Source organism: Ammoniphilus sp. YIM 78166, assembly GCF_004522215.1.
GTDB lineage: Bacteria > Bacillota > Bacilli > Aneurinibacillales > RAOX-1 > YIM-78166.
This window is the reverse complement of sequence record NZ_SDLR01000003.1, coordinates 359,495-383,088: the sequence shown is the minus strand read 5'-3', so window position 1 is coordinate 383,088 and position 23,594 is coordinate 359,495. Positions and strand designations below refer to the sequence as shown.

At 43.7% G+C, this 23,594-nt stretch carries 27 protein-coding genes and 2 pseudogenes; 4 read left to right on the top strand and 25 right to left on the bottom strand.

The features are described from left to right. Nucleotides 1-25: 25 nt before the first annotated feature. The 6 genes from EIZ58_RS13385 to EIZ58_RS33340 all read right to left on the bottom strand — a co-directional run bounded on the left by EIZ58_RS13385 (nt 26) and on the right by EIZ58_RS33340 (nt 5,545). Entirely contained in the window at nt 26-1,054 is a 1,029-nt protein-coding gene (locus EIZ58_RS13385; RefSeq protein ID WP_134701297.1) for a C-terminal binding protein, read from the bottom strand. A gap of 19 nt (nt 1,055-1,073) precedes the next feature. Beyond that, nucleotides 1,074-2,351: a TRAP transporter large permease subunit gene (locus tag EIZ58_RS13380; protein ID WP_134701296.1), complete on the bottom strand. Its 1,278-nt coding sequence runs from the start codon at nt 2,349-2,351 to the stop codon at nt 1,074-1,076. Further along, nucleotides 2,352-2,918 carry a TRAP transporter small permease gene (locus EIZ58_RS13375; protein ID WP_370297687.1) on the bottom strand — a complete coding sequence of 189 codons (567 nt, stop codon included), beginning with the start codon at nt 2,916-2,918 and terminating at the stop codon, nt 2,352-2,354. Nucleotides 2,919-2,978: 60 nt separating this feature from the next. Further along, nucleotides 2,979-4,040 carry a TRAP transporter substrate-binding protein gene (locus EIZ58_RS13370; protein WP_134701295.1) on the bottom strand — a complete coding sequence of 354 codons (1,062 nt, stop codon included), beginning with the start codon at nt 4,038-4,040 and terminating at the stop codon, nt 2,979-2,981. A 358-nt stretch (nt 4,041-4,398) separates the two neighbouring features. Beyond that, entirely contained in the window at nt 4,399-5,385 is a 987-nt protein-coding gene (locus tag EIZ58_RS13365; RefSeq protein ID WP_134701294.1) for a bile acid:sodium symporter family protein, read from the bottom strand. 7 nt (nt 5,386-5,392) lie between these two features. After that, nucleotides 5,393-5,545, bottom strand: a complete 153-nt coding sequence (locus tag EIZ58_RS33340; RefSeq protein WP_167577626.1) for a hypothetical protein — start codon at nt 5,543-5,545, stop codon at nt 5,393-5,395. Between the two features lie 158 nt (nt 5,546-5,703). Between EIZ58_RS33340 and EIZ58_RS13360 the strand changes: the two are divergent. Then, nucleotides 5,704-6,333, top strand: a pseudogene (locus tag EIZ58_RS13360) (glycoside hydrolase family 88 protein). Here the strand turns inward: EIZ58_RS13360 and EIZ58_RS33335 are convergent. The 4 genes from EIZ58_RS33335 to EIZ58_RS13345 all read right to left on the bottom strand — a co-directional run bounded on the left by EIZ58_RS33335 (nt 6,244) and on the right by EIZ58_RS13345 (nt 8,912). Further along, the gene (locus EIZ58_RS33335; RefSeq protein WP_167577625.1) at nt 6,244-6,462 is read right to left on the bottom strand and encodes a hypothetical protein; all 219 of its coding nucleotides are present in this window, start codon (nt 6,460-6,462) and stop codon (nt 6,244-6,246) included. The pseudogene EIZ58_RS13360 and the gene EIZ58_RS33335 sit on opposite strands and share 90 nt — an antisense overlap. Before the next feature lie 180 nt (nt 6,463-6,642). Beyond that, nucleotides 6,643-7,389 (bottom strand): amino acid ABC transporter ATP-binding protein, encoded by a 747-nt coding sequence (locus EIZ58_RS13355; protein ID WP_134701293.1) that lies wholly within the window; start codon nt 7,387-7,389, stop codon nt 6,643-6,645. A 6-nt stretch (nt 7,390-7,395) separates the two neighbouring features. Beyond that, a complete protein-coding gene (locus tag EIZ58_RS13350; protein WP_134701292.1) occupies nt 7,396-8,055 on the bottom strand; it encodes an amino acid ABC transporter permease in 660 nt (219 codons plus the stop codon). 65 nt (nt 8,056-8,120) lie between these two features. Beyond that, nucleotides 8,121-8,912: an amino acid ABC transporter substrate-binding protein gene (locus tag EIZ58_RS13345; protein WP_134701291.1), complete on the bottom strand. Its 792-nt coding sequence runs from the start codon at nt 8,910-8,912 to the stop codon at nt 8,121-8,123. A 288-nt stretch (nt 8,913-9,200) separates the two neighbouring features. On the opposite strand from EIZ58_RS13345, the gene EIZ58_RS13340 reads away from it, so the two are divergent. Further along, the gene (locus tag EIZ58_RS13340; RefSeq protein WP_134701290.1) at nt 9,201-9,317 is read left to right on the top strand and encodes a YhfH family protein; all 117 of its coding nucleotides are present in this window, start codon (nt 9,201-9,203) and stop codon (nt 9,315-9,317) included. Between the two features lie 94 nt (nt 9,318-9,411). On the opposite strand, the gene EIZ58_RS13335 is transcribed toward EIZ58_RS13340, so the two are convergent. From EIZ58_RS13335 to EIZ58_RS13320, 4 genes are all read right to left on the bottom strand, one after another. Then, the gene (locus EIZ58_RS13335) at nt 9,412-10,188 is read right to left on the bottom strand and encodes an alpha/beta fold hydrolase (RefSeq protein ID WP_167577679.1); all 777 of its coding nucleotides are present in this window, start codon (nt 10,186-10,188) and stop codon (nt 9,412-9,414) included. Between the two features lie 103 nt (nt 10,189-10,291). Continuing rightward, entirely contained in the window at nt 10,292-11,050 is a 759-nt protein-coding gene (locus EIZ58_RS13330) for a hypothetical protein (RefSeq protein ID WP_134701288.1), read from the bottom strand. 198 nt (nt 11,051-11,248) lie between these two features. Continuing rightward, complete coding sequence (gene lpdD, locus EIZ58_RS13325; protein ID WP_134701287.1) at nt 11,249-11,578, bottom strand: prenylated flavin chaperone LpdD; 330 nt, start codon at nt 11,576-11,578, stop codon at nt 11,249-11,251. A 5-nt stretch (nt 11,579-11,583) separates the two neighbouring features. Further along, nucleotides 11,584-11,949, bottom strand: a complete 366-nt coding sequence (locus EIZ58_RS13320) for a group I truncated hemoglobin (protein ID WP_134701286.1) — start codon at nt 11,947-11,949, stop codon at nt 11,584-11,586. A gap of 99 nt (nt 11,950-12,048) precedes the next feature. Between EIZ58_RS13320 and EIZ58_RS35150 the strand changes: the two genes are divergently transcribed. Further along, nucleotides 12,049-12,252, top strand: a complete 204-nt coding sequence (locus EIZ58_RS35150; protein ID WP_370297709.1) for a hypothetical protein — start codon at nt 12,049-12,051, stop codon at nt 12,250-12,252. A gap of 47 nt (nt 12,253-12,299) precedes the next feature. On the opposite strand, the gene EIZ58_RS13315 is transcribed toward EIZ58_RS35150, so the two are convergent. Both EIZ58_RS13315 and EIZ58_RS13310 read right to left on the bottom strand, forming a co-directional pair. After that, entirely contained in the window at nt 12,300-13,487 is a 1,188-nt protein-coding gene (locus tag EIZ58_RS13315) for an MFS transporter (RefSeq protein WP_134701285.1), read from the bottom strand. Continuing rightward, nucleotides 13,459-13,947, bottom strand: a complete 489-nt coding sequence (locus EIZ58_RS13310) for a MarR family winged helix-turn-helix transcriptional regulator (protein WP_134701284.1) — start codon at nt 13,945-13,947, stop codon at nt 13,459-13,461. Before EIZ58_RS13310 ends, EIZ58_RS13315 begins: the two co-directional genes overlap by 29 nt. A 133-nt stretch (nt 13,948-14,080) precedes the next feature. Between EIZ58_RS13310 and EIZ58_RS13305 the strand changes: the two genes are divergently transcribed. Then, nucleotides 14,081-15,331 (top strand): MFS transporter, encoded by a 1,251-nt coding sequence (locus EIZ58_RS13305; RefSeq protein WP_134701283.1) that lies wholly within the window; start codon nt 14,081-14,083, stop codon nt 15,329-15,331. 22 nt (nt 15,332-15,353) lie between these two features. Here the strand turns inward: EIZ58_RS13305 and EIZ58_RS13300 are convergent, their stop codons facing one another. From EIZ58_RS13300 to EIZ58_RS13260, 9 genes and pseudogenes are all read right to left on the bottom strand, one after another. Continuing rightward, on the bottom strand, nt 15,354-16,529 hold the full coding sequence (locus EIZ58_RS13300; RefSeq protein ID WP_134701282.1) for a cation:proton antiporter: 1,176 nt from the start codon (nt 16,527-16,529) through the stop codon (nt 15,354-15,356). Further along, on the bottom strand, nt 16,529-17,023 hold the full coding sequence (locus EIZ58_RS13295) for a cation:proton antiporter regulatory subunit (RefSeq protein ID WP_134701281.1): 495 nt from the start codon (nt 17,021-17,023) through the stop codon (nt 16,529-16,531). Before EIZ58_RS13295 ends, EIZ58_RS13300 begins: the two co-directional genes overlap by 1 nt. Before the next feature lie 780 nt (nt 17,024-17,803). Next, nucleotides 17,804-18,349 carry a DUF6155 family protein gene (locus EIZ58_RS34440; protein ID WP_240689080.1) on the bottom strand — a complete coding sequence of 182 codons (546 nt, stop codon included), beginning with the start codon at nt 18,347-18,349 and terminating at the stop codon, nt 17,804-17,806. Nucleotides 18,350-18,427: 78 nt separating this feature from the next. Then, nucleotides 18,428-18,571, bottom strand: a pseudogene (locus EIZ58_RS35145) (IS1096 element passenger TnpR family protein); the annotation flags it as partial. A gap of 102 nt (nt 18,572-18,673) precedes the next feature. Next, complete coding sequence (locus tag EIZ58_RS13280; RefSeq protein WP_134701985.1) at nt 18,674-19,264, bottom strand: phosphate propanoyltransferase; 591 nt, start codon at nt 19,262-19,264, stop codon at nt 18,674-18,676. After that, nucleotides 19,261-20,484 (bottom strand): acetate kinase, encoded by a 1,224-nt coding sequence (locus EIZ58_RS13275; protein ID WP_134701279.1) that lies wholly within the window; start codon nt 20,482-20,484, stop codon nt 19,261-19,263. The genes EIZ58_RS13280 and EIZ58_RS13275 overlap by 4 nt, the downstream gene beginning before the upstream one ends. A gap of 175 nt (nt 20,485-20,659) precedes the next feature. Further along, complete coding sequence (gene lhgO, locus EIZ58_RS13270) at nt 20,660-21,874, bottom strand: L-2-hydroxyglutarate oxidase (protein WP_134701278.1); 1,215 nt, start codon at nt 21,872-21,874, stop codon at nt 20,660-20,662. A 29-nt stretch (nt 21,875-21,903) separates the two neighbouring features. Beyond that, a complete protein-coding gene (glaH, locus tag EIZ58_RS13265) occupies nt 21,904-22,836 on the bottom strand; it encodes a glutarate dioxygenase GlaH (RefSeq protein WP_134701277.1) in 933 nt (310 codons plus the stop codon). A 270-nt stretch (nt 22,837-23,106) separates the two neighbouring features. After that, on the bottom strand, nt 23,107-23,427 hold the full coding sequence (locus tag EIZ58_RS13260; RefSeq protein ID WP_134701276.1) for a DUF3870 domain-containing protein: 321 nt from the start codon (nt 23,425-23,427) through the stop codon (nt 23,107-23,109). Between the last annotated feature and the right edge of the window lie 167 nt (nt 23,428-23,594).

The window sequence follows — 23,594 nt, the reverse complement described above, 5'->3', positions numbered from 1 at the left end:
TTCCCCCTTAAAATTGTTTTTCCTTTTATTTAACAAGCGGAGCATATCGCTCATCAGGCTGACACGGCTTGAGTTCAGCTTGATCTTTCACCTGCTTGTTAACCAAATACTTTGGATATTCACCATATATGAGAACGTCCATCACACCCATAGCCGCCTTAGAGCGCATCTCTTCTGCTGCTTCTTCCGAATACCATGCCACATGCGGAGTCAAAATCACATTATCCATAGAAAGCAATGGGCTATCGGCTGGAATGGGTTCTACTTCTACCACATCCAAGGCGGCTCCGGCGATCTGCTTTTCCAATAAGGCTTTAATCAGCGCCTGCTCATCAATCACAGGCCCCCGGGAGGTATTGATGATGATGGCTTCCTTCTTCATCTGACGGAATTCGTTACATCCGATCATGCCCTTCGTGGAAGGAAGAAGCGGAGCGTGCACCGAAATGAAATCGGATTGCTGGCAAAGCTCATCGAGCGAAACCAGGGTGACCCCTTTGGCTTGCGCTGTCTCTGTTGGAAAATAAGGGTCATGGGCGATCACGCGAATCCCCAAGGGCTTGACCTTATCGGCGAGGGATTGCGGAATCATGCCGAATCCTATTAACCCCAAGACCTTCCCCCTCATCCGATGAATGGGTTGAGTGACCTTATAATCCCAACGATTGTTCTTGACGTGATGGTTGGCAATCACGACCTTGCGGGTCCAGCCTAGCAGCAACGCTAAGGCATGATCAGCCACTTCATCTTTACAATAATCCGGCACGTTGGCCACACAGATCCCCTTTGCCGTCGCTGCTTCTAGGTCAACCGTATTGACCCCTACCCCGTATCGGGTGATGACCTTGCATTTTTCAAGCGCTTCAATGACTCTACTGCTGATGGGAGCATATTGATTAATGATGGCATCCGCATCCCTGCAGGCTTCTATCATCTCTTCTTCCGTTCGGCACTGTGCCGGAACCAGCTCGATATCCGGATGATCGAGAACCTGCTCTTCAAACCTTAAGTCAGCATACTCCCAATCGCTGACTACAACCTTAAACTTACTCATCACTTAATACCTCCTATACTTACGTCAACCACTTGAGCGGAACGAGAACGAGCTGCGGGAACAGAATCAAGAGAACGAGGACCATCACATGAACTAGAAGAAATGGCCAGATGCCCTTCAAAATATCTTCCATGCCGATCTTCCCGACGCCACAGGCTACATTCAATACGGTTCCGACTGGTGGAGTTAGTAATCCAATACAGCAATTTAATACAAAAAGAATTCCGAAGTAGACCGGGTCAATTCCTGCCTTGACGACAATCGGCATCAATACAGGGGTAAGAATTAGAATGGTAGGCGTTAAGTCCATCGCCATTCCAATGATAAGGATGACCAGCATGATCATTAGTAGAAGCAAGAGCTGACTATCCATTAGCGGCGCCAGCACTTCGGTCAAAACGCTAGGAATGTTCGCTACCGTAATCAACCAAGCCGACACCATCGCTGCCGCGGCAAGAAACATCACCACACTGGTCGTTTTCGCGGATGCGACAAGGATATGGAACAAGTCTTTGAGCTTTAGCTCGCGATAGATGACAACCCCAACAAGGAAAGCATAGAAAGCTGCAACAACCGCCGCTTCCGTCGGGGTGAACACGCCTCCGCGCAGACCGCCCACGATGATAACCGGAAGGAGCAGTGCCCAAACTGCATTCTTAACAGCGACTAGTCTCTCTTTTAGTGATTTCTTTGGGAATACTTCCACGTTATCGCGGCGTGCGACAAACCACCAGGCAAGAGCCAATCCGGCACCCATCAAGAACCCGGGAAAGATCCCAGCCATAAAAAGCTTCGTAATGGATACCCCGCTGGTTACACCAAAGATGATCAACGGAATGCTTGGAGGGATAACAGGTGCAATAATCCCTCCAGCAGCGATCAAGCCGGTAGATCGGTTGCGGTTATAGCCCGCCTTTACCATCATAGGAATGAGAATGGCGCCAAGCGCTGCGGTATCGGCAACAGCCGACCCGGACAAACCGGCAAATAGAATGGCTGCCATGATTGCCACATACCCTAAGCCACCGCGGATGTGTCCGACCAGAGATAAGGATAGATCAATAATCCGCTTCGAGATTCCTCCCGCATTCATTAGCTCCCCGGCAAGGATGAAGAACGGGATGGCCATTAGCGGAAAGTTGTCCGCTCCGTTGATCAGATTCTGGGCCACGATTTGACTATCAAAAATATTCATATAGGCCATTAAAGCTACGCCGCTTAATAAAAGGGAAAAGGCGATGGGGATCCCTATAGCCATGGCGCCAATTAATGATCCGACAAAGATAACAAGTGTCACTTATTTCCCTCCTCCCACTGGCGGTATATTATTTAGATGATGGGGATGTGTGGCAGGCGCAATCTCTTCCGAATCCTTGCTTTGTGAAAGCAGTTCAATAGCATGCGGATCCCTGATCACATGGATGATGTTGACGATGATAATTAGGGCCATGCACACACTCATAAAGACTCCAATTCCATAGATGAAGGACAGAGGAAGGCCTGTCGCCGGCGCTGAGCTGTTCATATTAAGAAGAGTCATTTTCCAGCTTCCATCAAGGACCAGATATAAAACATAGAGGATAAACAGACTGCTAATGATATACACGACTCTTTTTAATGTATGAGGAAGTTTTTTGACGATGATGTCGACGCCTAAGTGCTGATTATCCTTCAGAGCTCCGATGGACCCTAGAAAAACCATATATACGAACAAATACCTCGACATTTCTTCCGACCATGTGATTCCGGAGTTAAAGGCATAGCGTAATACCACATTGCCGAATACCAAAATCGCCATAGAGGCGAGCGAGAAGGCCATCGCCACATTTAACACGTTGATGAGTAGTTTAGAGACAGCTTTCAATCGATTCCCTCCTTGCCTTAAGATTAGACTTTCGGGGACTAAGCTGTCCCCGAGATATGGTTACTTTGCTTCTGCTTTAATCTTTTCTACCATTTCTTTTGCCCATGGGTACTTCGCATAGATTTCTTCATATAATGGTTGTGCTTTCGCTTCCATCGCTGCAACGAAGGAAGCGTCAGGAGTCGTGAACTTAATTCCTTGTTCTTCTAGGAACTTCTTGTCCGCTTCATAGCTTTGCTTCATTAACTCGAATTCGTGAGCTGCGGACTCCTTTGCCGCTTCTTCGATCACCTTCTGCTGTTCAGGGGTCAAATTGTTAAAAAATTTGGTATTGATGATGTAAACGTTCGGACTGAACATATGCTTTGATTCCAGCACATCGGACTGTACCTCATGCCAACCAGATGCCTTCAGCGTGGCAATCGGATTGTCCTGCCCATCTACTACTTTCTGTTCGAGAGCTGTAAACACTTCAGAAATAGGCATCGGCGTCACATTGGCACCTAACAATTCTCCCAATTTAATGTAGTTAGGGATATTCGGCATTCTCAAACGAAGACCCTTAAACTCATCTGCGTTACCAATCGTCCTGTTGCTCGAGAACATCCTAAAGCCGTTTGCACTCCAAGCTAAGGGCTTCACCCCATGCTTGCTTTCTAAATCCTCCGTCAGCTCTTGTCCAATCGGTCCATTCAACACCTTCTGCACATGCTCATAATCCTTAAACAGGAATGGCCACTCAGGCACTGCCATTTTTTCAATGTCGGCCTGCATGATCAATCCTGGGATCCCCATCTCAATGGTTCCGTTGCGGACTCCGTCATAGAATTCCTTTTCCGCGCCAAGCTTGCTGTTATCAAAAATTTCTACCTTAAGTGTACCGCCCGACCTTTCTTCCACTAAGGGCTTGAACTTCTCGCGCAAGGCCACATTCTGTGGATGCTCGGTCGCAAAATAGTTGGCAACTTTTATCGTATAGGTTTTCGCTTCTGCTGCAGGCTTGGCTCCTTCAGGCGCGCCTCCCGTGGCCGGCTGTTGACTGCTGCTCCCACAACCACCTAGTAGAAGTGATGTTGCTAGAATCATACTTGAAAACAACGCAATCCCTTTTTTTCTGTTCATCATAACCCTCCCATTTTTTTATTTATCTAGAAAGTTAAATCTATCATAGCTTAACTATCTATTCGTTTGTGATTGAACAGCTTGTTTTACAATATAAAATGGAGTTTAGTCATATTGATAAAATTCCCCATTCTGACTCTACATCACCCTTGTTGGAGGTTTTACATTATAAAACCACGTTTTCAAATTTTTAACTATAAACCTATAATATTTTAGTTGGTAAGCGTTGTCAATACAAAATGTTCTAAACATTTTCATGATAAACAATAATGACTATGCTACCAAATACGTTAAGCGCATTGATGCCATAAAACAATAGAAAAAGGAACATCCTCGTTGGATGCCCCTTTGCTCCGCTCTACCCTCCGGATACCTGTCTATCAACAGTACGAATAGGCACTTCATTTTTCTTATAGTAGAGTTCAAGCCATTTGCCAAACAGGGCTGCAAGAATTTGTTGGAATAAGATCACGGTTACTACAGGAAGAGAAACGGCAGGTGGAAAATAAGCAATGGCTAATACAGCGCCAGCGCTGTTATTTCTCATGCCACAATTGTAAGTGACTGCAATGGTCGTCTCCTTATCCCAATTTAGGAAACGGGCAATAAGCCATGCTAATGCGAAACCGAGGCAAGCCGTTAAAAAGCACAGGCCAATGATCATGATAACCTTCAGGTTCATATTCTTTAAATAAGGACCAACCACAGATCCGTTAATGAACACCACGACTGCAAGACCCACCTTAGAGAGAATGGACAAGCGAGTGCCGAACCTCTCTTTGATCTCATTCCCTCTCCACTCCTTGAGAATCATTCCGACAATAGAAGGAACAACAATCATCCAAAAAAGTCCTCTCATGATATCCCATACATTCATCTCTACTTCGGCTCCGACCATCAGTTTGAGCATCATGGGAATGAGGATCGGGGCGAGCAAGGTGTCGATCAGGATGATGGATAAAGTCAGCCCGATATTCCCCTGATACATGGAAACCCAGATGAAGCTAGCAATACCGGTTGGGATAAGAAAAGCGAGAATATAGCCCGTAATGGTATAGGAATCCCCTTGGAAAATCCAACTTCCTAATCCATAGGCAATAGTGGGCATAAGAAGATGCAAAAATACAATACAGACCAGAACGGGAATGGGTCTTGCCATGGCTTTCCAGAAGTCTTTCAAATTTAAGTTCAGGCTGCCAGCAAAGGTGATCAAAGCAAATATCCACGGGACTATATAGGCGTAATTCATGGCAAAGTCGGATAGGACGATCCCGATGACTAAACTACCTGGCACCAACAAGGCCATCTTGGATTCTAAGAATTTATTGATCTGAGCGTATGGCATCGCTTAATTACCGTTGCGTCTGCAGCAGATCAGATTGTAACAAGCTGTGAATCTTAATCGACTTATTTTCTTGGCAGGATCGCCACACAGCTTCTCCTACGACAATAGAATAAGCGCCTGCATCTCGTTTGCTGACTCCGCAAATGGCGTATTTTTTCATATCTTTCCTCTCTCCCTTCGCCTCATTAATAACGTTTTCATTTTCCTGCCGATTACATTACAAGGTTGTAAATTTAATATATACCAAAACAGAAGCTGCAGCAATGCTTTACAAGTCTACTTAAGTGAAAAATATTAACTAATTAAACAATTGAAAAAATGCATGAATATGGTAAGATGAAAAATGTGAAAACGTTGTTATTTACATTTGTAGGAGGTAAATTCATGCTTACTCCCATGGTAGAACGTCTAAAAAAGCAGTATTTGGATGGCGAAAACCAATGGTACTCCCTTCGTTGGCACTATATTGAGAGCTGTATTTTGAAGGGCTACTTAGATAGCTATGAACAAACAGGTAACGAAGAGGATCATCAATTCGTCAAGCAATTTATTGATCGCCTTTACGATGAAGGAGGAACCATTCCGGAAATCGATCTTGACTATTTCAGCATCGATCAGATTCGAATGGCTTCCATCCTATTTGCCCTTTATGCCAAGGAAAAGGATCCTAAATATAAAAACGTGTTAGACCAGCTTTATACTCAGCTGACAACGACGTATCCCCGAACGGAGTCAGGGAATTTTTGACATAAGGAGAATTATCCGAACCAAGTTTGGCTTGATGGTCTCTACATGGGCCAGCCATTCTACGTTAGGTATATCAAGGAATTTGCAGACCAAAAGGATTACGCGGATACTTTAAGCCAATTTGCCAATAGGAGAAAAAATCACTTTAAGGCCTTCATTCGGATTAAGAATGTTCATTCCCATAACTTCCGCTATCATTAACCCCGTTGCAATAGCCATCATGAAGGAAAACAGCCATAATTCTTTTCTCCTACTTTTCTTCAAGAGAGGCTTGATCTCCCATGCGAAAAGGATACCCGATACCATAAGAACTCCAATTACGCTGAACATAGCAACTACTTCTCCATTTTCCTCTCATTTCGGAAAAAATGTTTGAGTGGACCTGTTCGTCAGCATTTTGGTTATTATTACAAAGGTTAATAGACTCATGTAATCGAACTTCTTTCTATACATGAATCAAAAAACCTTAGTCCTGTTAAATAAAGACTAAGGTTTTACGTCAGAGTTTGTTTACTTCAAAACATGATTCAAAAAAGCTTTCGTCCGCTCTGATTTTGGGTGATGGAACAGTTGCTCCGGTGTCCCGGACTCCATGATTTCCCCTTGATCCATAAACAAAATCAGATCGGCTACTTCCTTGGCAAAGCCCATTTCATGCGTGACCACGATCATGGTCATGTGTTCTTCCGCCAGCTGTTTGATAACCTGCAGCACTTCACCGGTAAGTTCCGGATCGAGTGCGGAGGTGGGTTCATCAAACAACATAATATCGGGGTTCATCATTAACGCCCTTGCGATCGCTACACGTTGTTTTTGTCCGCCTGATAATCGTGCTGGGTAGGCATCGGCTTTATCTGACAGCCCTACCTTGGCTAGAAGGTCCTTGCTTTTTCTTGCAATATGCTCGGCGGATTCTCTTTTTACCAAACTCGGAGCCAGTTCCAAGTTTTCTTTAACCGTAAGATGGGGAAAGAGATTGAAATGCTGGAAGACCATTCCCATTTTGGAGGTGATGTTCTTGATCTCCTGTGGGGTTGCATAGGTTCCATCTTGGACAAGGTATTGACCCTCCACACAAATGCTCCCTCCGTCAATCTCTTCAAGCTGGACAAGACTTCGAAGCATTGTACTCTTGCCTGAGCCAGACGGACCAATAACGGCTACCACTTGACTTTTGTTCACCTCGAAGGTCACACTTTTCAACACATCTATATTTCCAAAGGACTTTTTTAAATTGGAAACTTGAATCATGGCCAATCTCCCCTATTCAAATTTGAACTTTTTTTCAAGCTGTTTAAAGAACCAGGTCAACACGAGCGTCATCAGTAAATAAATGACTCCAGCTATGAAAAAAGGAGTGATGGTGAAATCACGATTAACCGCAGTTTGTGCAAAGTGCAGCAGTTCCGGAACGGCCACGGCATAGAGTAAAGCCGTATCTTTTACGAGCGTAATCGATTCATTCGATACCGAAGGAAGCGCCACGCGAAACATCTGGGGTACAATAATTTTTCTTGTTGTTTGCCAGCGTGAGAGTCCCAAAACCTGTGCGGCTTCGTACTGGCCCTTATCAATCGCTAAGAGACCGCCCCTGAAGATCTCGGCAAAATAAGCCGCATAATTAAGAACAAAGGCCAAGCATGCCGCTACAAAGCGGTCTAAAACCAAATATTCACCCACCACAGGAAGGATCGGCAAACCAAAGCAGACAAACAAAAGCTGGAGTAATAGTGGTGTCCCGCGCACGATATAAATATAAAAGTTGGCAAACCATGCGATGGGTTTGATCGTGCTTCGGGACATCAAAGTAAACACAAAGCCTAAAGGGATGGATAAGATAATGGCGATGAAAAATAACAACACCGTCATTTGAGCCCCTTTTAGCATCGGAATCGTAATATTAATCAAGTAATCTAGGTTCATTATTCTTTTTCTCCCAAACAAAACGGATCATCATAACGATCGATCCGTTTCTGTTTTAAAATATATTATTTTAATACCTTATCTTCACCAAACCACTTCTCGGAGATGGTTGCGGCCGTTCCATCTTGGTTTAATTGATCAAGGGCGGCTTGCAGCTCGGCTAACAATGCTTCATTCCCTTTCTTCACGCCTACTCCGTACTCTTCTGGTGCAAGGCTTTCTTCTACAATTTTAAAGGTGCCTTCTTCTTTTGTCATATAATATCTAGCTACGATCTCATCAATAATGACCGCATCTAAACGACCAATTTTCAAATCGCTTAAAGCCAATACGTTATCTGGGAATTCCGTAATGCTTTTCACTTGAGACTTTACTTCGTTTGCATTTAAGGCATCTGCTGCGGAAGATAAAGCCTGAAGGCCTACAACCTTTCCTGCAAGGTCCGAAATCTTAGCGATATCAGAATCCGCTTTAGTAACAATCACCTGAGCATTGGCTAAATAAGGCTTGGTGAAGAGAACTTTTTCTTTTCGTTCATCCGTGATGGTATAGCCATTCCAAATCAAGTCGATGCGCCCGCTGTTTAGCTCCGATTCCTTTGCTTTCCAATCGATCGGTTGAAAGGTTACTTCAACCCCCATTTTTTCGCCAGCGGCTCTCGCGTAATCAATATCAAAGCCGACAATCTCATTTTTCTCATCTCTAAATCCCATCGGGGCAAATTTATCATCAATTCCAATGACTAACGCTTTGCTTTCGCTAGAACCGGCTTGAGTGCTAGAGTCAGAATTGGAACACCCTGCAGCGACAGACAGGATCATCCCCAATGATAGAAATAGTGAAGCGAGCTTTTTCATGTAAGTCTCCCCTTATATCTGTGTAATCAACCTTTTCGATTTTACACTTTATAACGTTAAATTGCTAACTCGATAATAGGATAAATCTTTTATCCATAAAAGGTTTTCTTGAATTAGTTCACTCATGCATCAAATATCTCAGTAATTCTTCACCAAGCTACCTCATTTATCGGATAAAATAGCTTAATTGACGAAATCAGTTATATAACAAAGTGTTGACATTTTAAATCTGTTATAATACAATAAATGCATGAAGAATACTTAACCACTTAATAGGAGGTATGACCGATGAACTTTAACATGATCGAGAAGGAATGCATTGAGTGCGGAGAATCATTCATGGAGCGCGCGAACACCATCCATATGGAGTGTACTCGTTGCTTCGGCAGAACTGCAGAGGAATAAGAGAGAAGGGATCTAAGGATGGTTGCCCATAGAGGATAAGACCCTTGTTTGTTCGAAGGTGAACAACAAGGGTCTTTGTTTTTTCGTCCTATACTTAAAGCCTGCTCTGGACCATGAAGTTTCGGATCAAAGTTGAAAACGCTTCAGGTTGTTCCAAAGGCAAATGGTGAAAAGCCCCTTCCATCTCGTGCAGGCATCCCCCGGTGATTCGAGCCAGCTCTTGGGCGCCATCTGCCGGCATCACTTGGCTATCCTTGGCTCTAACGAACCAGGTAGGACAGTTAACCTGTTGGGCCAGAGCCGCTGCTTCGACTTTCTCGATAGCCAGAGCCCGTCGATCAAACCGTTCTCCCCAACTCCCATCCTCCAGTTCATGATAGCACTCTTGGGCCACTTGCTCCACGCGCTCCTTCGGGGCAGTATGCTGGGGTGGAAGAAACCTATACTGGGCTACTGCGTCTTGCAGAGTGTCGTAAATACGTCCACTTTTCTGCGCTGCTTTGCGCAGGCCAGCCAACTCCTCTTCCGGTGAGTCTATTTTCATATCCGCTACTACTAATACAGAAGGGGAACAAATCCTGCGACTGGCCACTTTGAGTCCAACGTATCCACCCATCGAGTGTCCCACGATGGCGTAAGGGCGGTTCAACTCCCTCGCAAGTTTCTCTATATCTGCAGCGTAATCATCGAAACGGTAGCTATCCGCCCAGGGACTCTTACCATGTCCTCTGAAATCAGGAGCAATCAAATAGTACTCCTCTTCCAAATAGGGGGAGACCCAACTCCACCAACCACTGTGACAGGCAAGTGCGTGCAGCAGGATTACGGGCGGCTTTTGCGGATCACCCCAGGTTCGATAGTGCATCTTCATTCTCTTGACCTCCATTTTGTGCAATCTACTACTCTTCCATAATAAACCATGATATGTGAACGTCAACTGCGATTACCTAAAGAGAATGCTGTGAAGTTAAATATCATATCCTATTGTAATTTAATAGATATAAGCCACTTATTTCAAAGGTCACCTCTTTACTGTTTATCACATCTTCTCTAGCTAAAACATATGAAAAGAATTGTCCATATTTCCCTTCATAGTCGCCGCTTCCGCTTCCGAAATTAGCCAAGGCTCCATTGTCGTTAAACGCTCGAAGTATAACCTCACCTGTGGTGTAAGTATCGTTACCATTTAGTCGGAAATGACTAAGCATGGTTCCGCTATTCGGTTTAACCTGGCTATCCAATCCGATCATAAGATAGATCTCTCGTTTCTTGTTTATGGTATTTTCTCTTTCAAAGGATTCCACGACAAAAACATCCGTATCATGAATGGAAGTGATCTTTATAGGTTCAACTATTCCAGCTAACATTTGTTCAGTAGAAAGGGTAAACGTTATTTTATCCCTATAGGGAATCGTTTCTGCTTGGTAACGTTCCAAATTTTTTCTTATAAATTGAATATCCTTCTCATAATTTATTGAGCAAGCATTTACTGCCAAGAAAACAAAAAGGAATATACGTCCCTTATAAAAAAGTTTCACATGCACTCCCTCCTGTTTCACTCGCCTATTTCTCTTAAAGTACGACCCCTGTATTTCTCCGATCCCGCCATTTCCATGAATTATGCCATAAGTTCGCGTATTTTTCTTTAACTTGTGAACAACCTCTTTTAATAATTGATAGATGATTTGCCCCCTTTTTGTGTCCGTCTTTTTACCCGCATAAATGATATTCATGGCTCAACTCCATTATTCAAAGTATAGCAGATTTATTTGGTTGCAGCGTCGTCTCCCCTGCACCGTTACTTCATAATTGCACTAGGGATTCCTCAGCTGGCTTAAGTATCGCGAGCTAGCAGACAGTATATTAGCTGCAACCTAAGTCATTCAAAAAAGCCGATGCTCCTCTTCTATAGAGTGACATCGGCTTTTTCGTCAAGGGTTAGCCCCTATTTCTTCATGCATGAGCCCTCTCACTTCTTCCACAATTTCCTGAATCATCTCCTTAGTCGCGCGGTCAAAGTGGATTCCCATCACAACAGTAACGGTGACCTTCAGTTGAGATGCTGCATATTCAGCGAGCTCGAGTGCCAATTGATCTTCCCGGTGCCCGGGCAAGGCCTGCAACTGGGTTTGGACTTCCCCATGATGAAAATAGGCTGTAACTACAGCCCCAATATGGGCTTGTCCGCCATAAATCAGATAAACCCTATCGTGACCTAATTGCAATCGCTTGATCTGGATATTGTACTTACTCGTAGCCATAAGCACTACTTATATAGGATATCATCCTTTAGCGTTGCCACATGGGTTAAGGCTTGGTCAATGTCTGCCTCGGGAACGCCGAAATGGGCAAGCGCATCATGAAGGTGCTTGGCAATTGCACCAAAATGCTCCGGCTGAAGATTCATGCCTTCATGAGCTTTAGCCATGGAAGCTCCTGTATATTGATTAGGACCGCCTAAGGCAAAACTGATAAACTTCGTTTGATGGCGACGTTGTTTTTCCATATCGGTGTTCTCAAAAAAATGGCTAACAGTGGGATCCTTTAATACTAGCTCTGAGTAAAAATAGTCCACGACTTTGGCAATCGCCTCTTCTCCGCCGACTTTTTCATACAATGTTTGTCCAGACATTCGTATCCACTCCTCATGATTATGTCTTACCTTAGCTTGATACTTTTCTGGATAAATATACCACAGTCAAGGAAAAGTTAACAGGCAGCTGGTTCCGGTATCCTCCTCGATAGTTCTCGTTTTTGCTACTTATTTGGTGAACGATTAAGAATTAATCCGAGAAGTGTGCATGGTGGCATGATCGGAGAGCATGGAGATACCGAAGTAGCCGTGTGGAGCTCCGTCAACATTGGTGGCTTAGACCTCGAAGGGCTAGCTATTTACGAGGGAACACAAAGAGCAGTTGAGATCAAAATTACTTAATCACGATACGATAAAAAGGCTGCTCCTGCAGCCTTTTTTCATCATACCTAGAGTCCTTTAGGTTGCACCGCCGCCAACTTTCTGTGGTGAAGCAAGTAGTATAGCAGTGCCGCAAAGCCTGCGATAAAGGCGGAGACTAAATACATGGTAGCATAGCTGGTGCGGGAAGCAATGATACCTAGAAGATAGGATCCAATCCCGTAGCCAGAATCAAAAAATAAAAAGAACGTACTGGTAGCCAAGCCTTGCCTGTTGTTCGGCGATACTTTAATCGCTATCGTCTGATAGCTTGGAAGAAGCGCTCCATAGCCAAGGCCAATAACAGCACCTGCCGTTAGAAATAACACAGGGGAGCTTGCGAAACTAAGTCCGATCATCCCCACTACAAACAAAAAGAGACCCGGGTAAATAAGAACATTTTCACCCATGCGATCAAACATCTTTCCTGTAAAGGGTCGGGATAAAACGATCATGGCAGCAAACACCATGAAAAAGTAGCCTGACATATGGTTTATATTCAGCTCGATGGCATAAACAGAAATAAAGGTCGTAATCCCACCATAGGAAAAAGCCAAGAGGCTTCCGGCTAGAGCAACGGGTATTGCACGGGGTTCGATAAAGCTCTTCCAGCCGGTCCTATTTTCCTTCTCTGATGTCTTCTCTACGTCGCGCTCAGGGATTCGGGTTAAGTAGCCGCATACGAAAGACAATAGAGAAAAAACAATGCACAGACTAAATAGAACGGTAAAGCTGTAATGCTGTATGACCATCAACCCTACAAACGGACCGATAACCATAGCTAAGCCCATAAATAAACTGAAATATCCCACCCCTTCCCCTTTTCGATTCTCCGGGATGAAGCTAATTACAACCGCCCCCAAGGAGGTGGTTCCCATGCCAAACCCAATCCCATGGATAAAACGCAAAATTAGAAGGAATACAATACCTTTTGCCACAGGGTAAAGGATCGAGGCCATCAAAAAAAGAAAGAGTGACACGAATAGAATTTTCTTGCGATCCCGCTCATCGATCCATTTCCCGGTTAAAGGTCTCATCACTACGGTACTCATTATAAAAACAGCCATGACCAACCCAACCATATCTTGACTGGAATGTAATTCATCTAAAACATAAACAGGCATCGTCACGGCTAAAGTGTAAAAGGTCATAAATAGAAAAAAACTACTTAAGCAAGCAGCAATAAAATCACGGTTCCACAGTATTGGTTGTGTCATTTTTCTTTTTCTCCTGGTGAATAGATTGAACCCTCATCATGGTATTCGCATTCTCAGCAATCTGATTCAGGGTTTCTTTAAGCATTTGGACCTGTTGTTCGGATAATCCCTTCAGCAACCGCTGAACAGTCTGCTCTTCGATCGGGATTAAACGATGATTGAGTTCCTCTCCTTTACTTGTTGCATAAATCAAAAAAGACCTTCTATCGTTTGGATTTAACCTTCTGACAGCCAGACCTTTACGTTCCAATTGATCTAAGATCCTTGTTACATTAGCCGGGTCCTTCTCTGTTTGTGACGCGAGATCCTTTTGACTGATCCCCTCCCATTCCACTAAACGATTGAGCAATGTCCACTGTTCCGTCGTAATGTTGTAGCGAGTGAATTGGTTGGTTAGTACGTTGCTTAATTTTCGTCCTGTATTGCTAATCAGGTATCCAAGTGAATCATCCAACTTCATAATAATGCCTCCAACAATAATTGTCATAACAATTATATCTACAACAATCAAGTTATCATATCCAATGCTTGTAGGTCAACTAATACTCAAGAAAGCCATATACATAGAATAAAAACTACAGGGGTAGAAATTATTGGATAAACAAAATAGCCGATTTCGATGGGTTGTATTTGCTTCTGTTCTGTTGACTTATTTATTAATGGCAAGCCAACGAACCGCTCCGGGATTGATTACTGATCAAATCATGAGGGATTTTCATGTCACGGCCTCCACGATTGGCTTGCTGACGAGTATCCAGTTTTTTGTGTACACGAGTTTGCAAATTCCGATGGGCATGTTAGCCGATCGATATGGCCCCAATTTCTTTCTCATTGTGGGAGCCATCCTAACCGGGCTTGGTACGGTGATTTATAGTCTAGGTACCCATGAATATGTCCTGTTTGTAGCCAGAATCATGACGGGAACGGGAGATGCGACCATTTGGGTCAATATGGTGTTAATTTTAAGCCAGTGGTTTAATGCAAAGGAATTTGTTCGTTTAATTGGTCTGGCAGGGATGACAGGAAGTCTCGGCTTCCTTTTAGCAACCGTTCCTTTTTCTGCATGGGTTGTCTTACTGGGTTGGAGAGGCGCTTTTTTTTCAGCGGGAATCCTCCTATGTCTTTGTGGCGTTCTCCTCTATTGGGTACTCTTAAGAAAGCCTAAGCGGATCTTTCCTGACGAATCGGGGTCGGTAAAAGTGGAGCTGAAACGGGAAGGGACATTGGTTGTACTACGAAGAATTTTCTCGGACCGGCAGGCATGGGCCTTATTCTTTTGTCATTTTGGCGTGGTCGGAGCGTATGTGGGATTTATCAGTTCATGGGCCGTGCCCTATGGGATAAATCTGTATGGAATGACACGTACAGACGCAAGTCAGCTCATCATGATTGGGTTAATCGGAGCTCTTATTGGTGCTCCTTTGATGGGTTGGATTTCAAGTAAGGCAGACACCATTAAACGGCCGTATGTGGGCGTTCATATCACGGTCTTATCGTGTTGGTCTTCCTTTCTATTCTTTCAAGGACATCCTCCATTGTTCATGCTCGTGGGGCTTTTCTTTATCATAGGCTTCGGTTATGGGGCGAGTGCCTTAACTTTTGCTCTGGTTCGTCAATCATTTGATATAGTCGACTCCGGCATTGTCTCTGGATTTGCCAATACGGGAGGATTTCTAAGTGCTGTCTTGCTCCCGAGTATTTTTGGATATATCTTAGATCATTTTAATGGATACACCTACGGGTTCATCACTCCGGTAATCTTCTCTATGATAGGGTTGATTGGAGTGATATCGATTAAGGAAAAGCGACAGGCTTCTAAAACGAAAAGAACCCGACATGGATGATAGGTCAGGTTCTTTCCTTTTATTATCCTGGGACCTTTACTTTGGTCTTCCCTTTCTTCGGCTCTCCATACACCAGGTTGGTAATACGGGGAGCAAATTGGAACAAGAAGATACCAAACAATGCACTTAGCAAGATAAACAGCCCAGAAAAAATCTTGATCGATCCTACGGCAATACTTGCGATTACAACGGAGAACTCTCCTCTAGCCGTAAGAGATAAACCCGCGCGCAAGGAAACCCGCTTGGACAATCCATACCATAGGCCCCCAAACATGCCTACTAAGATCTTGGCTATAATGGACCAGACGAGTAGCGTAATCAGAAGGCCTACAAGCGGGATCTCCCCCTCAAACTTGATCGTCGTTCCAAAGTAAAGGAAGAAAAGCGGTAAAAGCAAATCCCTTAGCGGAAGCATCTTATGCTCAATCTCTTCTGTTCTTCTTACCTCGGCCAACATCATCCCCGCTAAGAAGGCGCCCAATACTTCAGAGAGGCCAAGATACAGAGCTAATCCCCCATAGCTTAAGGCAACGCCTACCATCAATAGAATGAAAACATCCTCACTAAACATGCGATCAAAATAGGTGCTCAATCGCTTAAACACCAGTTTGCCAAGCAGAACCGCTCCAAGAGACAGCAGAATGATCTTACCCATTAGCAGGACCAATTGCATGGCCTCAAGCTCGTCCCCTTTACTCATTCCCATTAAAACCGCAACAATAATCGGAGCAATCAGATCTTCAAAAATTAATAAGGCCAATATAAATTCGGATTCGACGTTAGCCATACGTTTCGAGCTTTCGAGCAGCTTGGCGGTGATCGACGAGCTTGTCGCATACACCACTCCCCCGACCAAGAAAGAAGTAAGGAGATCTAAGCCAAACAAATAGCAGATCCCCATCGAAATCCCGAGATTCAAGAGAACATCAAGCAGACCGGCCGGCCATATCCGTTTGGCTATACCGCCTAGTTTATCGATGGGAAACTCCATTCCCAGTAGAAAAAATAATAGAACAATCCCTATTTCACTGCCAATATGGATCAGTTCGTTGTCGGTCATAAACTGACCTAGGCCAATCCCAAGCAAGATATAAAGGATGACGCCGGGGAGTTTAACTTTCGTCCCTAAATAACCGAACAAAAAAAGGACGAGGAAGATCAGACCCGCTCCCAATAAAGTCGGAAACCCCTCATGCATTAAGTCGTTTCCTCCCCTCGACAAAGAGCCTCTAGAGCACTCATTTGATCTCTTTTTCCTACAATCATTAGGGTATCCCCTGGATGGATCACGACGTTAATATCAGGTACCGCAATCACATCCTTTCCTTTTACGATTCCGATGATGGAAGCCCCCGTTTGGGTACGAATTTGAGATTCCGCAATCGTTTTATGCACTAACGGAGAAGCTGGACTTACATCTACCCATTCAATCATGATTTGATTTTTAAACATCTTCATCTTATCCATATCCACCGGCTGGAACATCGCACCTAAGAGTTGGGCCCCCAATTCTCGAGTTTCCTCTCCGGTCAGACTGATAGAGAAATCCGCTTCATCATTGTCCGCGTCCTCAAAAAAATACAGTTCTCGCTTTCCTGTATGATGAACAATGAGGACAATCATACTTTGCGCAGCGGTGATAAAGGAAATCTTCTTGCCTATACCCGGAAGATCAGCAGTTCTAATTTTCATTTGCTTGGTCCCACCTTTTTATTTCTTGCTTTTAGTTTAAACAACTTTCCAATCATTGTCTAACTCGGAGATTAGAGGATAAGCTGGAAAAAAACAAAAATGAATAAAGGAAATTTTCCACTTAGGAACATACAGGCTTTTCCAACCAAAAAAAGCGTTAATCCTATTGGATCAACACCCTCGTCGTTTAGGTATATACCTTGAAAAGATCCTCTTAATACTCTCTGTACAAACATAGCTTCCAATAAACCCAACTAATACACTAGATGTTATGAACTTTAACGTATAGAATACGCTGGAGCCAGTAATACAATCAAGTATGATAAACTTTTTAATCGTTGAACCTTTAATGGTATAGAAAACAACTTGATTCTGGTTTCTCATGGCCGAATCACCCCTGATTGTTTTCCTATAGGTATGATTGGGCTTGATTGTCTCATTCCACAAATCTGCACCATAAAAGATACCCCCTACCAGGTATTTTCATAGACACTCATTGGAAAAAGTACACTGATGGGAGACATGTAGAATGAGTAGATGGAAATACTCCACCTATTCATTAAAAATAAAATTTAGTTTCACCTCTAGGTGGAAAAACTCCAACTATTAGCTCTTAAAGTCATCATTTTTGGTGCGATTCTTAAGCATAAATGGAAAATTTCCAGTTATTTTTCTTTTTTTGCCCTGTTTTTTTCGGATAAGTGGACTTTTTACCATTACTCAAACCCAATGCCCATATTCCATGTTGGATTGTGAGAAGAAGCTCTAAGGCCCCTTCCCTTAAACCCACTTCAATTCCCCATAGAGATACGCTAAGCCATCATGGAAGCCCCATCCTATTCCTTGAGTATCTCGCACAATAGCTTTTAGCCTTTCTTCATATTTATGAAACAGTTCATCCGTCTCCTCTTCATTGATCGACTCGATAACGGATTGATACATTTTTATCATGCTATCATAAAATCTTTCATCTATGTCACCATAGGTATTGGTAAATTCCACACCCATTTCAACATAGAACATTTTCAATTCCAAAGTGAAGCTCTTGCTTTGAGTGATTTTCTCGAATTCCCGGATCGCCTTTTTGGCTTCGGTCAGCCTCAGCTTACCAAATCCACGGGCTGGAAAAAATTCTTCCATTATTTTTTTACGATAAACCTCTAAAATCGAAACGATGGCTTCTTCCCCGAGCAACTGAACGGTTAAGTATTGCTCGGTATCTTTACTGAGCTTAAAGCACTCAGTGAGCATCTGGATCAGATCGGAATGGGACAAGCCCTGTAAGTGCTTCTTCAATTTTGCTGCAGTGAGCTTTACCGGTTTCATAGCAGGGCTCTCCTTTTTCTTCTTCGCGCTTAATATTATGGCTCTTTCATGGAGCATCCTATTGACTTCCTCCAGATCAAAATGTTTGGGATCATAGCCTTCGATTAGCCAGTAAACCGTTTCTTTGTGTTCTGGATGATAAGGGCCGGATAACACCTGCTGGTGACCAGATGCACTACCACAATCCTCCTGAGGGCAGTTTCTACTTGAAAGCTTCTCCAGATCGCAGGCTTAATGTCTTAATTCGTTATCTCAAATTGGTAAATCAACTGTAAATTTATTCTATAACCACCACCCGGGCACAACTTGGAGTGACATAGGAAGTTACACCAACTGCAGTTCCGTGACTTTTAGATCGATCAATTCAACCCTGTCTCCATTGCGCAGTCCTGCCGCATTCGCTTCATCGATATCGAGATGCATTTCTAGACTAAATTGGTCACTTACTCGAATTGCCACTTGATCAAAGATTAAAGACCGTATGCCCGAGGTTTTTACACATACGACCTCTTGATCCTTGACGCCGAAGTTCTTCGCATCTTCTGGTGTCATATGAATATGGCGTTTGGCGATAATGACACCCTGATTGAGCTTAACGCTGCCTTGAGGTCCTATAATTTCAATACCGGGTGTCCCTGCCAGATCGCCGGACATGCGTATGGGCGCTGGAATGCCAAGCAGGATAGAGTCTGACATAGAAATTTCAAGCTGTGTGGCTTGACGCACCGGTCCTAATATGCGAACCTTTGAAATTTGCCCTTTGGGGCCAGCAATGGTTACCGTTTCCTTTGCAGCAAACTCACCAGGTTGGGATAAATCTTTCAAGTTGGTCAAATCATAATGCTCGCCAAAGAGAGCAAATAGATCCTCCTCACTTACATGAATGTGCCGATTCGAAATACCAACAGGAATCATCTTAGACATAACTCCATTCCCTCCTCTATTCCGGATATACTCATCGTATCTCTTGCGATCATCAGTTCTTCATTAGTTGGGATGATAAAAGCTTTGACCGGTGAAGTAGCGTAGGTTAATTCACGCTCCACACCTCGCACCCCATTTTGCTGAGGATCAAAGTGGATGCCCATCCAGTCTAGCTTCTCTAGGATTAAGGAGCGAATCCACTGACTATTTTCACCGATTCCCGCGGTGAAAATAATAGCGTCTACCCCATTCATTTGAACAGCGTAGCTCCCAATATAATTGCGGATTCTCTCTACAAAAATATCGATAGCCAGATTCGCACGTTCATTTCCTTGTTGCGCAGCCTCTTCTATATCTCTTAAATCGCTGGATATTCCGGACAGTGCCAGCAATCCGCTTTTTTGATTATAGATATCGAGTACCTCTTTTTCTGAAAGGTCCAGTTTATCCATTAGGAATGGTAGGATGGCCGAGTCAACATCCCCGGATCGAGTGCCCATCGTTACCCCTGCCAAGGGAGTGAAACCCATGGAGGTGTCGATCGATTGACCCCCATGAACCGCTGCAATGCTAGATCCGTTCCCTAAATGACAACTAATGAGCTTGAGTTCTTCGAGGGGGCGATCCATGATCTGTGCCGCACGCTTCGTGACAAAGCGGTGAGAGGTCCCATGAAATCCATATTTGCGAATTCCAAACTTTTCATAGTATTCATAAGGCAAACTATATAGATAGGTTTTTTTAGGCATACTTTGGTGAAAGGCTGTATCAAATACAGCCACATGCGGAACGGAAGGTAAGAGCTTCTGAAAGGCCTGTATGCCTGTTATATTGGCTGGATTGTGCAGAGGGGCCAATTCAATGCACGCATGTAACTGATTCATGACCTCGTCCGTCATGAGTACAGAGTTTGAAAAACGCTCTCCCCCATGGACCACCCGATGTCCGACGGCCTGTATCTCATCTAATGATTGAATCGCCCCATACTTGTCATGCTGTACCATTTTGAGAAGGTGACCGACAGCTGCCTCGTGGTTGGCGATATCTTCGGTGACTTCTACTTTAATGTCATTCATGCTATACGTATGGATGGAATCACCCAAGCCAATGCGCTCAATTACTCCTTTTGCCATGACATGTTCTGAAGGCATATCAATGAGTTGGTATTTTAACGATGAACTGCCACTGTTTACGGATAATACTATCGGCACGGTTACAACCCTCTTTTTCGATTTTTTTCGACAATATTCTACAACTCCATTGTAAACTATTGTACTAGTTTTTTGAAGCCTATGAAAAACAGTCTTTATTTTCATTTAATATAACGTTTCCAAATGGAAAAAGAGAAAAGGAGCGATTTCCATCGCTCGTTTCCTCTACTTTGCTTTATGAAATGGCATATTTTTTGGTCAGAGTGGGCTCTGGAATTCGATCTACTACGGCCTTGCCGATTTGAATCGAGGCCGTTGCCGCCGGAGAGGGGGCATTACACACGTGAATGCTATTTTTACCCGAAATAATATGAAAATCATCTACTAGAGTTCCATCTGATTTTAAGGCTTGGGCACGGATACCGGCCGGAGCTGGCTCTAGATCCCCCGCTTGAATCTCTGGAATAAGCTCCTGTAAGCTGCGTACAAAGGCAGCCTTACTGAAGGAACGGACATACTCTTCCATTCCTTCCCTCCAGTACTTCGCCGCGATCTTCCAAAAACCAGGGTAAGCCAAGACCTCCGAAAGATCTTTCAGATTAATATCCGTCTTCTGGTAGCCTTCTCGTTTGAAGGCGAGCACCGCATTGGGTCCGGCTTCGACATGACCTCCAATCATTCGGGTATAATGGACGCCCAAAAATGGAAAGGCTGGATTGGGAACAGGATAAATTAGGTGTTTAACCAGATAGCGTTTTTCAGGCTTGATCTCGTAATATTCTCCTCTAAAAGGAACAATTTTCATATCGGTGTTCATCCCACCGCTTCGAGCGACTCTGTCACTATGAAGCCCGGCACAGTTAATGATATAGCTTGCACGGAAAGAGCCCTTATTGGTCTCAATTTCCACCCCATGATTTGTTTCTACGATCTTTTCTACGCGTGTCGATAACCGCAGGTCTCCGCCATGGCTCGCAATAATCGAAGCATAGGTTTCGGATACCTGCTTATAGTTTACAATTCCTGCCATCGGCACGCGGATTGCGGCTAACCCACTGACATGCGGTTCGATTTCTTTTAATTCTTCAGGTCCAATCTTGTGAATAGCCAAACCGTTATCTAAGCCCCGCTGAAAGAGATTATCCAACAAGGGCAGCTCTTCCTTTTTCGTGGCGACAATTACTTTCCCGCATATATCATGTTCAATGCCATGCTTCTGGCAAAATTCAACCATGGCTCTACTGCCTTCGCGGGCAAATTTAGCCTTAAAACTTCCCTGCTTGTAATAGATTCCCGAATGGATGACACCGCTGTTATGTCCCGTTTGATGAACAGCCCATCGGTCCTCCTTTTCCAAGACTAGTATTTTTGCCTTGGGGTATCGCTGAGTCAACTCCATTCCGGTAGATAAACCTACAATGCCTCCACCTACAATCGCAAAATCATACATGTTGCGCCCCCTACTCCATTGTCATAGACTTATGCTTTGGCAAACTCACCGCGCTGTCTCATAAGCTCTCGGTAAAGTTCAGGATGTTTTTCAAATGGTGCCCGGCCATGGAGCCAGAAGGTATTGTTCAACATCACTAGATTTCCCACCGGAAGCTTCAAGGCATGGGTGGCAGGACTGTTTTCCATAGATTCAGAGAGCTCTTTTAGATAAGTGGCTTGCTCTATGGTTTCCGGGCAGACAAATTGATCGATAAAACACATGCAGGTTCCATTGTTGTTCTCGAAGAACGTGGCCCGATGAACTTGTTGTTCCACATTTTTACTAGGGGGAGCTTTGTATAAAAACTTATAGCTGCCGAGGGGATGCTTGCTAAACTTCTCTAAATCTTCCCAGTCATCAAGATGAAGCAAGCGCGATTCTCCTCCTATAGCATTACGCTCCTCTAATTTCATCATCAAGAGCCAATCCGTCGGTTCATCCACAAATGTCCCGTCCGTATGAAGGGTAAAAAGACGATAAGCTTGGCGCAAGTAGGAATCGCTATTATCGGTATCTTTAACCGTAAAGCGAGCAAAGTAGGTACCAGACATCGCATCGAAGTTAGTCGTTCCAATAAGATGAGTGATTGCGGTGCCGAATTTAACAAAGTCTTCAATGTCTGTGGTTTGATTCTGAAGTCCAATGGTAAATCCTCCAGTCTCACGATCGTGCAAGATTCCCCTTACCGTTTCGACAAAGGATGTGCCAAGTAGATCTCGAAGTTTACCCGCCATCGCAAAGCGCATGTAAGGAATATATTCCAATCGCTGAGAGTCTTCCTGTTTGAACTCATTCAAAAATTGGCCAATGATATCATTGCTAAGCTTAATATGGTACATTCTTCGATGATCCGGGTGTGGAATCACCTGATATCCAGCTTGGGTTTGCACAAACTTCATTTTTTCTTGGACAGTACTCATTGTTCATTCCTCCTATATTTTTTTCATAAAATCAAAAAAGCCAGTCGCATTTTAAGGAAACATCCTAAAAATACAACTGGCTCACATCAACTTTGTCTCTTCGATCTCTCGAAGTTCAGTAGATTTATCAGTTTTATAAATTATTCAATTGATTTCCGTATAAACGGTACCATTACTGGACTTATCAGAGATTATCTAGTAAGGAGTAATGTTTTTCCTGTTTATATCTTTATAATAGTTGCAACTGATCTAGCTGTCAATCTTTTTTTATTATCGAACTTTTAATTGTTCAAATTGAATGTACAAGTCTTTCAGAGCTGCTGTCAACGCATTCCCGGCTCTGCCTTTATAATGGGTTTGCAGGATCTGTTGGGGTTCCTCTATTCCGTCCTTTAAGCTTATCCCCTTTAATAGATCTCCCACATACATTCTTCCATGTTCAGTAGCTAGAGTACACGAAGCCTCGATGATTACACCATATTTCCTATCGAGCTCCACTGTAATGGTAAGCGTATCGAATACGCTTTTGGCGGCCATCCCTTGTGGGAGTCGCGCGTGCCCTGCAATAAATACCGTATGAGTTTGGGCCATGCTATTCACCTCCTTATTTTGTAAAAATCAAAAAAGCCCTCGTTTCGAGACTAGGCCATGCCTGAAAATCTACTTTATGATACCATCAAAAAGGGAAATAATACTAGATTACGTTGGATGATTTCTTATTCTTGCAAGTTTACGTGATAATCTTGCAAGTTTGGCTT